At 59.7% G+C, this 14,626-nt stretch carries 12 protein-coding genes; 5 read left to right on the top strand and 7 right to left on the bottom strand.

What is annotated here, in order from left to right:
- From AC2VLV_RS09410 to AC2VLV_RS09440, 7 genes are all read right to left on the bottom strand, one after another.
- A partial coding sequence (locus tag AC2VLV_RS09410) for a TIGR03758 family integrating conjugative element protein (protein ID WP_486989740.1) occupies positions 1-181 on the bottom strand: 181 nt, incomplete at its 3' end.
- Entirely contained in the window at positions 178-537 is a 360-nt protein-coding gene (locus tag AC2VLV_RS09415; protein WP_016446158.1) for an integrative conjugative element protein, RAQPRD family, read from the bottom strand. The genes AC2VLV_RS09410 and AC2VLV_RS09415, both read right to left, overlap by 4 nt.
- A 195-nt stretch (positions 538-732) precedes the next feature.
- A complete protein-coding gene (locus AC2VLV_RS09420) occupies positions 733-1,188 on the bottom strand; it encodes a hypothetical protein (protein ID WP_017462909.1) in 456 nt (151 codons plus the stop codon).
- Positions 1,189-1,263: 75 nt separating this feature from the next.
- Positions 1,264-2,427: a Wadjet anti-phage system protein JetD domain-containing protein gene (locus AC2VLV_RS09425; protein WP_486989741.1), complete on the bottom strand. Its 1,164-nt coding sequence runs from the start codon at positions 2,425-2,427 to the stop codon at positions 1,264-1,266.
- Positions 2,414-5,788 (bottom strand): ATP-binding protein, encoded by a 3,375-nt coding sequence (locus AC2VLV_RS09430; RefSeq protein WP_023094199.1) that lies wholly within the window; start codon positions 5,786-5,788, stop codon positions 2,414-2,416. Before AC2VLV_RS09430 ends, AC2VLV_RS09425 begins: the two co-directional genes overlap by 14 nt.
- The gene (locus AC2VLV_RS09435; protein WP_023094200.1) at positions 5,785-6,492 is read right to left on the bottom strand and encodes a DUF4194 domain-containing protein; all 708 of its coding nucleotides are present in this window, start codon (positions 6,490-6,492) and stop codon (positions 5,785-5,787) included. Before AC2VLV_RS09435 ends, AC2VLV_RS09430 begins: the two co-directional genes overlap by 4 nt.
- Positions 6,479-7,903: a DUF3375 domain-containing protein gene (locus AC2VLV_RS09440; protein ID WP_198506877.1), complete on the bottom strand. Its 1,425-nt coding sequence runs from the start codon at positions 7,901-7,903 to the stop codon at positions 6,479-6,481. The genes AC2VLV_RS09435 and AC2VLV_RS09440 overlap by 14 nt, the downstream gene beginning before the upstream one ends.
- Before the next feature lie 192 nt (positions 7,904-8,095).
- Between AC2VLV_RS09440 and AC2VLV_RS09445 the strand changes: the two genes are divergently transcribed.
- From AC2VLV_RS09445 to brxC, 5 genes are all read left to right on the top strand, one after another.
- Positions 8,096-9,010: a helix-turn-helix transcriptional regulator gene (locus tag AC2VLV_RS09445; protein WP_010792135.1), complete on the top strand. Its 915-nt coding sequence runs from the start codon at positions 8,096-8,098 to the stop codon at positions 9,008-9,010.
- Between the two features lie 63 nt (positions 9,011-9,073).
- The gene (locus AC2VLV_RS09450) at positions 9,074-9,574 is read left to right on the top strand and encodes a BrxE family protein (protein WP_017462913.1); all 501 of its coding nucleotides are present in this window, start codon (positions 9,074-9,076) and stop codon (positions 9,572-9,574) included.
- A gap of 2 nt (positions 9,575-9,576) precedes the next feature.
- Entirely contained in the window at positions 9,577-10,365 is a 789-nt protein-coding gene (locus AC2VLV_RS09455; RefSeq protein WP_486989742.1) for a DUF1819 family protein, read from the top strand.
- Positions 10,346-10,921: a BREX protein BrxB domain-containing protein gene (locus AC2VLV_RS09460; RefSeq protein WP_486989743.1), complete on the top strand. Its 576-nt coding sequence runs from the start codon at positions 10,346-10,348 to the stop codon at positions 10,919-10,921. The genes AC2VLV_RS09455 and AC2VLV_RS09460 overlap by 20 nt, the downstream gene beginning before the upstream one ends.
- A gap of 28 nt (positions 10,922-10,949) precedes the next feature.
- Entirely contained in the window at positions 10,950-14,582 is a 3,633-nt protein-coding gene (brxC, locus tag AC2VLV_RS09465; protein WP_486989744.1) for a BREX system P-loop protein BrxC, read from the top strand.
- The last annotated feature ends 44 nt before the right edge of the window (positions 14,583-14,626 follow it).

Genomic DNA, 14,626 nt, shown 5'->3' on the forward strand with positions numbered 1-14,626 from the left:
CGAGGAACTGACGTTCAGTGATGCGGTGCTCGGCCCAGCCGACGTAGGCGGTGCGCATGGCCCACACGCCCCACAGCAGCAACACGGCGAACACGAAAGCGAGCACCACGGCAGAGACGGCCGAAGGCGCAAAGCCGCCGTTGGCCTGGAAGGCGGCGACCTGATCGGCAGATGGCGTCATGGCGACGGCTCCTCGTCGTCGGCGCGGTCGCGGCGGACGTAGTCGCCGGCCAGCGGGACGGGATCGCGCGGCTGGGCGCGCTGGGGCACGAGGTAGTCCTGCAGGCCGGCGCGAACGCGCTTCAGGTCGGCGCGCAGCCGGGCGTAGTCGAAGTGGTAGCGGGCGCGTTCCTGCGGAGCGGTATTGGCGGCGTGCTCGGCGAGGCGGTCGATCAGATTGAGCTGGCGGGCGAGCGCGGCGATCTGCTCACGCTCCGGAGTGTCCTCGGCAATGGCGGGTTGCAGGGCCGAGAGCGACACGGCCAGCAGCACGGCCAGCGAAGGCCAGGCGGATGCGCGGCGGTTGGTCTGTCCCATCGTGCCATTCCCAAGTGAAGCGAATGGCCTTGATGCTGTGTCCCTTGCTCGGCTCGCGCCGCAATCAAACGGAACCGGTGGTCAACCGTATTTCAGAAGTGTTGCTTGATCTGCTAGCCAACGCTCTATCTACTGTCACGTAGCAGGGCAAGCAATCCCTCCTTACCCGCTTCGACCATCAAACTATTTCCTTGCTCAGTCGCTAGCCCACAACCGCTCGTCATCCTGGGTCGCCGCCCAGAAGTCATCGAACAGCGCCAGCTTCGCCTCGTCCTTGGAGGCATAGGTCTTTGCACTGAAACGGCTGTCGATCCGATATCCCCATCGCTTTGTCTTCGTCGGATGCACGCCGAGGTTATGGCCGTCGACATTCAGAAAGCTGTTGCCCTTGGCGGAGACCCGCCACTTGCGCTGTAGCCATCGAGTGCGTCGGACGGCGCGGTTGCGCAGCTTGGCCTCACGCCGCTTCGGCCCCTCGTAGTCGCCGCTCATCTTCTCGGCGCAGACGCACCCGACTTCGAAAGTCTCGTCCAGATCCGGGTGCTCCATGATGTGGACGTAGCGGATCTTCTCGTTGCCGCACATCTGGCAGGTCGCGTAATCGGTTTCGTCTGCCGGCTCGCCGTCGGCCCGCAGATCGACGACATCCACGCAGTGCCATCCCTTGTGGGGCACGCCCGGCTGGTCCCATCGATTTCCATTCACGACTGACCTCCCGATCCTGGGTCATCGAATACTGGCCTGTATGGCATTCCACGCCACATCCCAGCGTATCCGCTCCTGTTCGAGGCGGACTTGTTGACCCCAGGCATTTCCCTTGATCGACTGATAGAGCTTTTGTTCGGTACTTTTGAGTAGTGGGAGTTCTGTGGAAGAGTGCTGGTCTTTCTCTTCGACCCATAAATCACGATGACTCATCAGCGTTGACTCATCCATAAGCACAGTCTTCAGGCTAGGGATGTATGTTCTGGCTCGATTAAGAATGGAAAAGCCATGCGTATCAATGTCACCCCAGTAGATACATTGCGCCTGTTGTAGCCATGGAAGCTGTCCCAAAACGTCAACCGCGTAACCCAATCGCATGATCACAACCGCCCCTGGCAGGTCATCAAAGGCAAGTCCGGTTTGAAGGTTCTCAACAACGAAGACATTCTTTGGTCGTATGCCAATGCTTGCCACCTCCTCACAAGGAGCAGAGATATCGCCAAGACCGCCCAAACGGGCTCTCAGCTCTGGGTCTAGAACGCGCATGCGCATTAACTGCGGCTGTGCCCTCAAACCGCAGCGTCTAAAAAAGTCGCGCTCTCCTGTCGGGTCACCCTGGAGCGTCGCAACCAAGTCAGAGATGAGGCCCTTTCTATAATCCAGCCACTTGCTGTCGGCCCCGGCAACCGGAATTTGTCGTGGGTAGAGATTCGATTTCGGATTGAGACTGATCCAATCCAGCATCTCTGCCAGCCGACTAAAATCGGCATCGCCGTAGTCAGCGAGGACATCAAAATATCTCGGCAACTGCTGCGCCAGTACCGGCCAGCGAGCAGTGAGCGTCTGATAGCGAGACTGGGCACGCACCCACCGTGCGGATTCCCCAATCCACAGGGCAACATCTTCAGGGCCTCGTAACGCCAGTTTCTCAGGCAGTCGCTGGACGCCAAGCGCTTTCCACCGGCGCTCACACCAGGACAGGGTGCCGACTCCTTGCCAGCCTTGCCATGCACTCACCCAAGCGCGAACGCCGTCGACTTGCCTTAGCGCAGCCTGTTCCGTCGGTATGCCGAGCGGAACTTCCAGCGGCCATTGGCTCTCGCCAGCATCACCGATCAACCACTCGCGGTGTTTGCTCTGAAAGCGACGGGCAAGAAACTGCCAAACATCTTCAGGAAGCTTCAACGCTAGCCTCCTCTCGAGCGTGCTCCGGCAGCTTCAACCGCTGGCGGTCACCGTCGTACTCGATCAACAGGACGCCTGACACCCGCCGGTCGCTGATATCTACGAAGCAGGCGCCACCGATGAATGGTTCGAGGGTCATGACGGACTTCAGCGGCGTAGCGACCACCATTTGAAATCCGAAATTGGTAAAGATGTTCATCGCCAAAGCGGTGAACTCGTTGTCGGCCTTGTCGAAGGCTTCATCAAGCACGACGGGCGCATACATCGGCACGCCGTGGTCGTTCCCTCCCAGCTGATACCGCAGGGCTGCGGCCAAGCACGTGGTGGCCAGCTTCTGCCGTTGACCGCCTGATTTGCCAGCACCGCTGCGGTAAATTTCGACCTCCACGCCGCTTTCATCAATCTCCCGTCCGATAAACTCAACATGCTGTCGAACGTCGAGCACAGTCTCGCGCCAGCGTTTCTGCTCGGGGTCCTGACTGGCGAGTCGATCAACAAGTCGCCGCAGGGCCAGGAACCGCGCCTCGGCAAACTCGCGATCCTCCGTCCACGCATGGCTAAGTGCCTGCTGGATCTCCTGCTTGAACTCCTTGACGTCGACAAGCTGCCGGTCACTGGCGTCGATGTGGAGATAGGTACGTTGATTGGCGCTTTGGTTGAACGGCACCTGGCCAAGACTGTCGTTGACCAGATCCATCCGCTCTAGGATGGCTTTGCGCGCATCGTTCAGGTAGGTGGACAGTGCCGCCAGATTCTGGTGGCTTTGGTTCTGCAGCAGTTCGAAGAATCGCTGCTCATAGGCGGGCAGGCCATCCGTTTCCAGTCGAACCAACTTGGCGAAAAAGTCCGCTGCGCTGGCGAGGCTCGTGTCCATGTCCACAGCATCCATTGGCCACTGCCGTTTGAAATCGGCAAAGCGTGCTTCAATTTCCTTCTCGCAATCGCCGATCTCATCTTTGATCTCACCGATTTCTGTGTTGAGCCCTCTCTCAACAGCGGTTGCTACCTTGTCGAGGCTTTCGAGCCTGATCGCGTCTGACTGCTTGGTGAATCGTTCGTCGAGCCCCTTGATCTGGTGGGGAGTCAATGGAACTCTGGAAGCATCTTGAAGGAGCGATTCAAGCTTCTGCGTGCTGTCGTTGATCTGCTTGAGAACTGAGTCATGCGCGACCTTGGCTTCTCGGAGGTCCTTGTCTGCTTGATCAACCAAGTTCTTTTGCTTGTCGATCCGCTCACTGATTTGCAGTAGGGCTGTATTGCCCTCCCGCGCTTCGCGAATCTGTTGTTCGATGGTGGAAATGCGGTCAAGCAACGGTACTACATCAATTTCCTGCCACTGGAGATTCACCAAGGTTTGGCACTGCATCGCTCGGGTCGCACGATTCTTGTCTTGGTCGGCGAGGGTTTCGATTTCTCCCCTGAGGCGCGTAATCGTCGCAGCCAGCTCCTGGGCCTGTGCTTGAAAGAGCCCAAGCTTCTCGCGGTTATCGAACCCGAGCACCCAGTTTCGTCGGTCGCCGACACTTCTCCGGTCGTCCTTCTCGTGCCGGGTTTTGCTGTGCTTGACCTGGCCCTCACGGGTGATGGCTCGATCAGCGCTCCTGAACGACTGAATGGAGTCGACGCACGCGTAATCGAATCGTTGCCGTAGCTCGGCCTGCAGCCAATCGGCATACGTACCCTCCTTGACGTTCAGCTTCAGGACGAGCGAGTTAGCGCCGATGGGCTTCGCCTGCCAGGTCTCCGAGCGGCCAGTTCGGTAGTACACCAGACGCTGCCCAAGATGGGTGTTGTTGATGTAATTGGCCAGCGCCGAATACTGGCGTTCGTCCACCAAGAGTGAGAGCGCAAATCCGTGCAGTACGCGCTCGATGGCACCTTGCCACTCGGCCTCGTCAGACTTCACCTCAATGAGTTCGCCGACGAAGGGCAGAGCCGATTCTGATATCCCAATAGCTGCGGCGATGTCTCGGCGCATTTCGAGCATATCGGCAGGAATGCTCGATGGCTGGCGCTGGAGTGCCTGCACCTCCTTCACCGCTTGCGAAAATGCCGTCTCAGCGTCTTTCTTTTGACCTGCCAAGCGGAACTGTTCTTCGCGGTTCTCGTTGCTGCGCTGCTCCCAGTTTTCGACTTCCTGCCGCGCGTTGCCCAACAGTTCAGCGAAGGCCTGAGGCGAATCCGGGAGGCTCCAGCCAAGCTTCTTGCACGCATCTTCAGCCTGGCCGCGTTTGCGCAGGCGATCCGTGCGCTGGCCCTCCAGACCAGATTTCTCTGCTTCCCATTGCTCGATCTGATCACCGCCTGCTTCACGGTGCTGTCGCTCCAGATTGCGCAAGGTTGTGGTGTGGTTATCCAGGATGCTCTGACGTCGACTTACTTCACCTTCCGAGCCGCTGGCTTGCACCTCCAGGGACTCGACATGCTGCTTGAGGAGTTCAATGCGGCGGGTTTCGCGGTAGCCATCAACGCCCAGCCGAAGCTCATCCAGCCCATTGCGTTGCAGCATCAACGAATCTCTGCGCTGATACTGCTCCCGCGCTGGCGCGAGCGTTTGAACCTGCTCGCGAGCTGTCACTACCGCCTGGTGGGCAGCATTGAGTTCACCAAATTCGCTGACCAAGCGATCCGCCACCTCGAAGGTCTCGGGCTTGTCGAGCATGAAGTCGCGCAGGAAGGTATTGAGGTCGCCGAGATTCTTGGCCGACTGGGTTTTGTGCAGCAAACGCAACGCCATTTCGCTCTCGATACCGAGCAGGCGGCAGAATCGTTCGCAATAGGGACGAAACTCGTCGCGAGCGAACGCCTCGGGGAAAGACTGCTTGAGCTTTCGGATGTCGAAGTTGGATTGACCGAAGTCCTCCAGCTCGCGCAGGTCAAAGGCCCGCTCCAGGACAAGGTAGTGGCGTTTGACGTCGGTGCTTCCATTCGCATTGCCGCGAAGCCAGAACACCTGAACCAGCACCACAGACTGGCCCAATGCGTTCTGGTAGGTCAGTGCCAGGGCAGACCACGTTGTCCCCGAGCGCAAGTAGCGGGTGGCGATCTCACCCGACTCTCCATCCTTCTGTTCGGCCCATGCCCCACGTACGTAGGTGACGAGGTTTCGGTCACGGCCACTGCGGTCAGCCTCCCGCGCGGCAGCGTTGAAGTCAATCCAGCGAGGTGGCACCAGCAACGCCGAAAAAGCGTCGAGAAGCGTCGATTTCCCAGCCCCTGATCGACCGACAAACAGAAAGCCTCGTTCGCTGATCGGTATGTCATGCAGGTCAGAAAAAGTGCCCCAGTTGTAAACCTGCAGGCGAGTCATCCGGAATTGCTCCCGGGCGAACAAGGACGCGGTTTGGGGTTCCGAGATCATTGGTCGGCCTCCTCATCGGACTCGGTCTGAGCCAGTTGCGCTGGCGTCTCACCGGCGGCCATGCGCTGATACAAGTGGGTCAGGGCTTGTATTTCTTCTGCAGAGAAGAGGAGCTTCAGCGTTGGCGAAATCTCGAAACGATCTTCACTCGAGCGAATTTTCTGGAGGATGCTGTGCTTCTTGATCTTCTCGATGGATGCATGAACACGTTTCACGAACCCTGCGCGGTCGGTGTTGGAGGCACGCTCATAGAGGGTAAGAAACTCCATGATCTCGTCAGTCGACACCACGGCACGATCGCCCTGCGAGTCCGCTTGGGTCAATCGCTGGCGAAGGTGAAGCAGCAGAATGGAGTCAATGAAGGTCAGCTGCGCGCGACGCAGCAGGAGTGGCACTTCAAGGTCGCCGGTATCAGCCTGACGGGTGAAGGCAACTTGTACGTCCCGGTCGATGACCAGTTCGAGAAACAGTTCGGCAAGGCGCCGACGTATCACCGCTTCGTCTCGCACCAATATCGGCCAGAGCTTTGGATGTCGACGTCCGTCGAGCGAAGGTCCCGCAAGTAGCTGCACCAGGGCGCGCCGGGTATCCAGCGCCAACTCGCCGCTGTCACCCATGAAAAGGGTGTTAGCAGATGCCTGCGAAGCATCTGGCGCTTGTGCTTCGGCTGGCATTGCCGCTTCGTCGTTCTCAGACCAGTTCATTGGCCCGCTCCCTCAAAAAGAAGATCTTTGGAATTCGGGCGCTACGACGCTCGTCGTCGCCTCCAACCCAGCCTACGGTTTCGCTATGGTCGGCTTTGAAACCATGCCGACTGCCCAATGCAAGCAGGCCGACGACGCTGCCCAAACCCTGTGCAGCGGGGAACTGCTCCAGCACGTCAGCGATGGATGCCTGGGACCGTTGCTCCAGGACCGCCAGCACGTTGGCCTTCAATGTTCGGAAGTCGATCTCGGACTGGGCGACCAGTTCGCTGACGGACTCCAGGTCGATTGGCGGGGCATCCCCTTCCGCCATTTGGCCGGGCAAAGCTTGTAGGGAGGGGTCGTACAGCACCCATTGAGACAAGGAGCGCAAACGGCTGCTCGTGAGCTCAAGCGTGTACTGGAGGGTTTCTGTGGCCCTGACTTCGTCCTTCAGGGCGAGTGCTGCTCGCTGAGCGTCTTTCAGAAGGTGATTGAGTCGGCGTTGCTCGAGGTATTCACGACTCTGGACGAAGTGCTTCAGGCTGCGCGCGAAGGTCTGGAGCACCTCGTGAACCATGCCGCCCTGCTCGAGAAGGGTCCGCGTCAGCCGAAGAAGGAATCGTCGCTCCTTGGCTTCGAGCTGCCCCACGAACTCCCGCGACATGACGCTATCAAGGGCCTGATCAAGCGTAGCGGCCTGTTCTGGGTCCGTAAGCAATCGCCAGAAAGCGGAGAAAGTCCTTCCGGCGTCGCTCTCTGAAATCAGGTCGATTCCGGCGAACAGTGAATCCAGCACATCCCCCCGATTGCCATCGTTGTCCATGATGCGTTCACGGAGATCTCGATTGAGCTGGTCGAACTGATCGCGGACGCGTCGGAAATCACCTGCAAGATCATCAGCCAACGTGATGATCTCCCGCGTGCGCTCCAGCGCCGTTGCGTGGGGCAGCACGCGCATCTGCCCCTTCTGGATGGCGTCTATCTCCTTATCGATGCGGGCTTGCTCGGCCATGAGCCGGTCTATGCGACGGAATTTGTCGGTGTCGGTGTCCTCGGCAAGCCGGGCTAGTGCCTCGATAACAAGCGTCAGGCGGCTTTCGGTTGCGGCTGAGTGCGGCTGCTCCAGGCCAGAGACAAATCGAATGGCTTCGACGGCGGCCGTGGAGAGTTCATATTCCTCCTCTGAAGCCCCAGCCGGGAAGCGTCGCTCCAGGTACCCATCGGCAAGCCAGCTGGCGACGTACGCTTGTGCCGTTTGGGGGAAGTCTTCGCCTTGGGCGCGTAGCTCTTCCAGATCTCTTGCGATTCGTTCGTGAAAAATGGAGGCAGGAAGACTTCGCTCACTCTCGTAAAGATGGGCCTGAAGCAGGCCAATGACGGTAGGTCCAGTGTTCGAGGCAAGCAGGCGCCACAGCGGCTGCGCCCGCATGCGCCGGTACGTCGCGATGGCTTTGTCTGCTTTCACTCCTGTGCTCCAAGTGCGCGTCTCGCCCGCCTTATGGTTATCACAACACGACGCATACACGCATCAAAAACAACTGATAGACAGATTCTAGAGCAGACAATATACTTTCCGCAATAACCCACACAAGCATTCGCTAACCCGAACGAGCTAGCCAGGATGTCGAACGAACAGCTTGCAGATCTAACCCAGCCACAACGCGACCGGCTCGCGTTCGTGGAGTTGCGCGTGCGCTTCATCGGGGAGATACGCCGCCAGGACTTGGTGACGCGCTTCGGCATCCAGTCCGCCGCGGCATCGAGGGATCTTGCGCTTTACAAGGAATTGGCCCCCGGCAACATCGACTACGACTCCAAGGGCAAGTCCTACGTCCTTGGGCCGAGCTTTCAGTCGGTCTTCGACTTCCCCCCGGAGCGGGTGCTGTCGTGGCTGACCCAGGGCTTTGGCGATGGCGAGCCAATGCGGCTTAAGGCGTGGGTGGCCAGCGAGAGCCCGTCACGTCTCACGCATCCGGATCTGGATGTGCTGGCGAACGTGACCCGGGCGATCCACCAGGGCTGTCCGCTCGGCATTGAGTATCACTCCATCTCCAGTGGCCGCACTGAGCGGGAGATCGTCCCTTTCGCGCTGATCGATAACGGCCTTCGCTGGCACGTTCGCGCCTTCGACCGGAAGTCCCAGGAGTTCCGAGATTTCGTCATCACCCGGATCAGACGCCCCGTCGTGCTCAAGGGTCAGCCAGTGGCGCCCCACGAGCTTAGCGATCAAGACATTCAGTGGACCCGAATCGTCGAGCTGGAGTTGGTTCCGCATCCGGATCAACCCCGGCCGGAGATCACGGAAATGGACTACAGCATGCGCGACGGCGTGCTGCGGATGAAGCTGCGTGCCGCCACGGCCGGATACATCCTGCGCAAGTGGAGTGTGGACTGCTCCCCCGACCACAGCCTGCGCGGCCATGAGTACCGGCTCTGGTTGAAGGATCATCTCGCCATCTATGGGGTGCGCAATGCCGTGTTGGCTCCAGGGTATTCGGCACCCGATACCGCTGGCGCAGGGGCGGAATTTGACTGAACAACGGATACCTCTGCTTGCGTCGATCGCGCCGGGCAGAACCAACGAACAAAGAGAGATGAGATGAAGGAATCCTACCTATCGACATTGCTGCAAATGAGGTTGATCGTCGGCTTCCTTGGTGAGCGTGCTCAATGCGCTTGGTGGCCAACGGCGTTTTATGAAGCGTCAAGCAGGCTCTTCCTGGAGCCTGTCTTCTCCAAAACTTCCCGGCTCGCTCAGTACCACGGTGTGCTGGAGGCAGCTAGACGATTGCACGATGAGCATTTGAGCGTCGGCAGCTACCACCTATTCCGTTTGCCGGAAGAGATCGAACAAGACCTGCACGCGATGGTGCAAGGCGGTGGGGGCGAGGAACTCGCCAGCCAGGTTGCACAAAGCAAAGAGGCTGCAATGGATGCGTTGAAGCGCTTGGCCGCGACGAGCGGCACGCCTGGTGTGGGACCTACAGCAGTCGGCAGCATCAAGGATATCGATTCCACTGACACCCTGAAGGCCATTGCGGCAGCCTACCTGTCGGCGTTCAAGCAGAACGCCAAAACGTATCCGTATCTGGTGGGTTGATCGTGGCCGACAACAAGCCCTATACGACACAGTTACAAGCAGGCCTTGGACTCGTCAATGAGACCAAGACGCTGCTCGACCTGTGGTCGCCCGGCATGTCGGCGAACCAGTTACATCAGGCCGCGCTGGAATCGGGGCGATTCCCCACCGTCACCGCACGCCGGCTTCGCAACATCGTCGTCGAATGCTTTGCTCCGCGCTACTTGGTGGCCGGTGGCGCACCAGCCGCACACCTCAAGCGACTGTCCGCAACGGTTCCAACCGCTGACCTGACGCAGCTCATGCTCGTGTTTACGAGCCGAGCGAACCCGATTCTCGGCGACTTCGTGCGGCACGTGTACTGGACGCGGTATGCCGGTGGTTACACGCATGTCACCAATGACGACGCTCGCACCTTTGTTGAGCGCGGCATCGATGACGGCAAGACCATCAAGCGCTGGTCGGAAACTACTGTGCGGCGTGTCTCCGCCTATTTGACCGGATGCTGCGCCGACTACGGAATGCTTGAGCGCGGTTTGCGTTCCAGCCGTCGCATCCTGCCGTTCCGTATTTCACCATCCGTGGCCGCTTACTTGGCCTACGAACTGCACTTTTCCGGCGTCGGTGACAACGCTCTGCTGACGCACGAAGACTGGCAGTTATTTGGCCTGGCGCGCGAAGACGTGCTGGAGGAAATCAAACGACTCTCGCTGAAGGGGTTGCTCATCGTCCAGGCTGCTGGCGACGTGATCCGCATCAGCTGGAAACAACAAGACATGGAGGCGCTCTGCGATGTCCTCACTCAAAGCTGATTTCGACGAGTTGCGCGAGCGCATCCGGCACGGGCGTGAGCTCGGTCATGCGAGCTTCGAGCCGATCTACTACCTCGTCTTCCCACCAGAGCAGATCCTCGAGGTGAAGCGGCAAACGCCCGCTTGGGTGGCCAAGCTGCATCAGGAAGGCTGGGACGTGCACACATTCTCCATCGCTGAACAGATCTGGGCCCTGCTCAAGGACGACCCGTTCTGGTCGCTCTGCGTGATGGAAGACAAGTCAGCGCCATTGGATTGGCCGCGTACCAACAAGGCGCTAGCGGACATCCTGACGGCGGATAACGGACTACTGAAGCTGCTAGAAGATGCCCTACAGCCGCTCGAAGGCCAGCAGAACGCGCTGCTCTTGGTCACGGACCTTGAGGCGCTGCATCCGTTTATGCGGATCGGTGCCATCGAAACCCAGCTCCAGGGCAAGTTTCACGTGCCGACGATTTTTCTGTACCCCGGCGTGCGAACCGGCAAGACACGCTTGAAGTTTCTCGGCTTCTACCCGGAAGACGGCAACTACCGCTCCGTCCACGTCGGCGGCTGAACAGACAAAAGAACCCTGGGACATGACTATGACCATTCGCTCACTTTTCGATCCAAGCAAGGACATCTACCGGACCATCGAGAAGGTAATCACTTACGGCGCCTCGCAAGAGAGCCGCCTCAAGGCAGAGATCTCCGAATACGTGGTCACCGAGAGCATTGAGGAGCAGTTCCGCAAGCTCCTTGATCGCATGCAGCTCGCAATGGAGTCCGGCGGCGAAAATGAGGTAGGCGTCTGGGTTTCGGGCTTCTACGGGTCAGGTAAGAGCTCGTTCACCAAGTACCTCGGCCTGGCCTTCGACGACCAGCGCACCATCGATGGCACTCCGTTCATCAACTACCTGCAGGATCGCCTTCACAAGCCGCAGACCAAGGCTCTCCTCAGCACTGTTGCGAAGCGCTTCCCTGCAGCCGTGGTCATGCTGGACCTTGCCAGTGAAATGCTCGCCGGCGCGACGATGGAAGACGTCTCCACCGTCCTCTACTTCAAGGTGCTGCAGTGGGCCGGCTACTCGCGCAACCTCAAAGTTGCCGCCTTCGAGAGAATGGTCGAGAAGGACGGGCGCACTCCCGAACTGCATGAGCGTATCGCCCAAGCGCTGCCAGGTGCCACCTGGGCCCGCGTGCAGAACAACCCACTGGCCATCGATGGCTTGATTCCGAAGATCGCTCACGAGATGTATCCGGCGCTCTTCCCCGAAGCCAAGTCCTTCTCGTCCAGCACCGAGGGCTTCTTCCAGTTCGAAGACCAGCGCGTGCAGGAGATGATCGACATCGTCCGGGAAAAGAGCGGCAAGCAGAACATCATCTTCATCGTCGACGAAGTGGGGCAGTACGTTGCGTCGCGCGACAATCTGATCCTCAACCTCGATGGTCTGGCGAAGAACCTCAAGCGGCTGGGCGACGGCAAGGCCTGGATCATCTCCACTGCGCAGCAGACCCTGACCGAGGACGACCCTCGCGCAGCCCTGAACTCCGACAAGCTCTACAAGCTCAAGGATCGCTTCCCGATCCAGATTGACCTTGAGTCGAGCGACATCAAGGAAATCTGCTACCGGCGCCTGCTCGGCAAATCGCCGGCTGGCGAGACTGAGCTGGGCAAGCTGTTCGAAGCCCACGGGCAGGCGCTGCGACACAACACCAAGCTGCAAGACGCCAAGTATTACGACGCAGACTTCAGCAAAGAGAGTTTCACCAATCTCTACCCATTCCTTCCGGCTCACTTCGACATCCTGCTGCACCTGCTGGGTGCACTGGCCAAGTCCACTGGCGGTATCGGCCTGCGCTCTGCGATCAAGGTGATCCAGGATGTCCTCAAGGGTGAAGGCGGCTCCAAGGCCATGGCCGATCAGCCCGTGGGCTGGCTCGCCACCACCGTCACCCTGTACGACGAGCTGGAAAAGGATATCCGCCGCGCCTTCACGTCTATTCATCAAGCGGTTGGCAAGGTCCAGATTCGCTTCCCGGATTCGCAGCTCCATCAGGACATCGCCAAGTCCGTCGCCGTGCTGCAGATCCTGGGCAACCTGCCGGTGTCAGTGCAGAACGTCGCCAGCCTGATGCATCCCTCCGTCACAGCACCTTCGCAGCTCGACACGGTCAAGAAGGCCGTTGAAGAAATGCTGGGCGACGTGCATGTGCCGCTGGGCGAAAAGGATGGCAGCCTGGTATTCCTCAGCGAGAAGCTGCGAGATATCGAACAGGAGCGCGGCGCCATTGCACTGCGCACTGTCGACGTGAAGCGCATCTTCAACGATGCGCTGCGCGAGTCCTTCGATCCGCTGCCCCGCGTCAGCCTCCACGGCACGATGGCCGTCGCAACGGGCCTGAAGGTCCAGGCCGGTAGCGCCATCACCAGCCTGGCTGGCGACAACAACGCTATCCAAACAGTCGTTGAGCTGGTGCCCGCCAGCGACTACGAAGCTGCCAAAAACCGGATGCTGGACGACTCCCGCAGTCGCGCCGGTCGCAATGTCATCGGCCTCTTGGCCCGGTCCAACGCTGACCTCGACGACCTGGCGAATGAAATCTATCGCTGCCAGCGCATCGCGGAGCTGCACCGCAACGAGCCCGACCAAGAGGTCAAGGACTACTGCACCGGCCAGCTCGACCGCGCTGCCAAGCTCGCGACCCAACTGCAAAGCAAGATCAAGCAAACCCTGCAAGCCGGTTCGTTTGTCTTCCGGGGGCAGACCACTGCCGTGTCGGCGCTGGATGCCGACCTGCTGGAAGCCGCCAAGAAGCTGCTTTCGGACGTGGCCGACCAGGTGTTCGACCGTTACGTCGAAGCCCCAGTACGTGCCGGAACCGACACCGCCGAGAAATTCCTGAAGGTCGCCAACTCCGCTGCCATCAGCAGTGCCCTGGACCCGCTCGGCCTGGTGCAAACCGTGGCCGGTCGCGCCTCGTTCAAGACCGACCACAAGGCGATGATCAGCATCCGCGACTACATCGACAAGCGTGGAACAGTCGATGGCAAGCGCCTGCTCGACGACTTCAGCAGCGACCCGTTCGGCTGGTCACCTGATACCACGCGCTACATCGTCGCCGCAATGCTCATGGCCGGTGAGATCAAGCTCAAGGTCTCGGGACGCGAAGTCACGGCCGCTGGGCAGCAGGCAATCGATGCCCTGAAGACCAACAACTCCTTCAAGCAAATCGGCGTCGCACTGCGCGACGAGCGCCCGTCTATCGAAACCCTCGGTCGGGCGGCGGAGCGACTCTCTGAACTGGTCGGTGACATGGTCATCCCGCTGGAGCAGGAGATCAGTAAGGCAGCAGCAAAGCACTTCCCACGCTTCCAGCACGATTATGGTTCCTTGGCCGAAAAGCTCAGTGGGCTCGGTCTGGCGGGTAGCGAGCGCATCCGCACCTTGAACCAGGATATTGCCGACGTCCTGTTCACCGATGCCTCCGATGCGCCGCAGCGCTTGGGCGCCGAGACTTCTGCCATTTACGACAACCTCAAGTGGGCGCAGGAAGTGAAGCGCGTGCTCGACAACGGGCTCGACGCCACTCTGCGCGACTTGCAAGCCCATCGCCGCGACATTGAAGCATTGCCTGACACCGGCGTGCCAGGTGAGCTGCGCCGCGAGGTAGCCGAGGACCTGGCGACCCTGTCGGAGCGCTTGGGCAAGGAGGACTTCTACAAGCACACCGCTGACTTCAACTCGCAACTCACCCATCTGAAGGGCCGGGTGCGCGACGCGGTCATCACCCTGTCCGATCAGCAGAAGCTGCGTCTGAAAGAAGGCGTCGAGGAACTGCAGCGTATCCCCGAGTGGGAAGAACTCACTCAGGAGGAGCGCGGCAACGCCGTCAACCGGCTGGATGGCCTCGCTTTGGCAGCGACGCAGGATCTGGTGGGACTCAAGAAGCTCCTCGCGCGCGACTACGACATCAACAGCACCCTCGAAGATCTGAAACGGTCGATTCAACGCCAGGGCCAGGAACGCCTGCGCCAGCGTATGGAGGAAGAGCGCGCCAAGACCGGCGAGAAAGGCCCAGCCAAGCTCTCCAAGTCGATCGCGGTGCCGACCAAGATGACTTCGGCAGCAGACATCGACTCTCTTATCCAGCAGCTCCACGAAATTAAGGCACAGATCGGCCTCTACGCAGAAATCGAAGTGACGTTCTCGTTGGGCAATGGGGGCGATAAATGACAGCCTCGACTCCTTGCCAGGCCTGCCAGGAGCAGTTGAAGAAG

It is taken from the genome of Thiomonas sp. TH-17 (assembly GCF_057473305.1).

Coding starts and splice junctions, on each gene's coding strand:
- AC2VLV_RS09415 (WP_016446158.1), bottom strand. CDS start 537: ATGGGACAGACCAACCGCCGCGCATCCGCCTGGCCTTCGCTGGCCGTG.
- AC2VLV_RS09430 (WP_023094199.1), bottom strand. CDS start 5,788: ATGATCTCGGAACCCCAAACCGCGTCCTTGTTCGCCCGGGAGCAATTC.
- AC2VLV_RS09435 (WP_023094200.1), bottom strand. CDS start 6,492: ATGAACTGGTCTGAGAACGACGAAGCGGCAATGCCAGCCGAAGCACAA.
- AC2VLV_RS09440 (WP_198506877.1), bottom strand. CDS start 7,903: ATGCGGGCGCAGCCGCTGTGGCGCCTGCTTGCCTCGAACACTGGACCT.
- AC2VLV_RS09445 (WP_010792135.1), top strand. CDS start 8,096: ATGTCGAACGAACAGCTTGCAGATCTAACCCAGCCACAACGCGACCGG.
- AC2VLV_RS09450 (WP_017462913.1), top strand. CDS start 9,074: ATGAAGGAATCCTACCTATCGACATTGCTGCAAATGAGGTTGATCGTC.
- AC2VLV_RS09460 (WP_486989743.1), top strand. CDS start 10,346: ATGTCCTCACTCAAAGCTGATTTCGACGAGTTGCGCGAGCGCATCCGG.
- brxC (WP_486989744.1), top strand. CDS start 10,950: ATGACCATTCGCTCACTTTTCGATCCAAGCAAGGACATCTACCGGACC.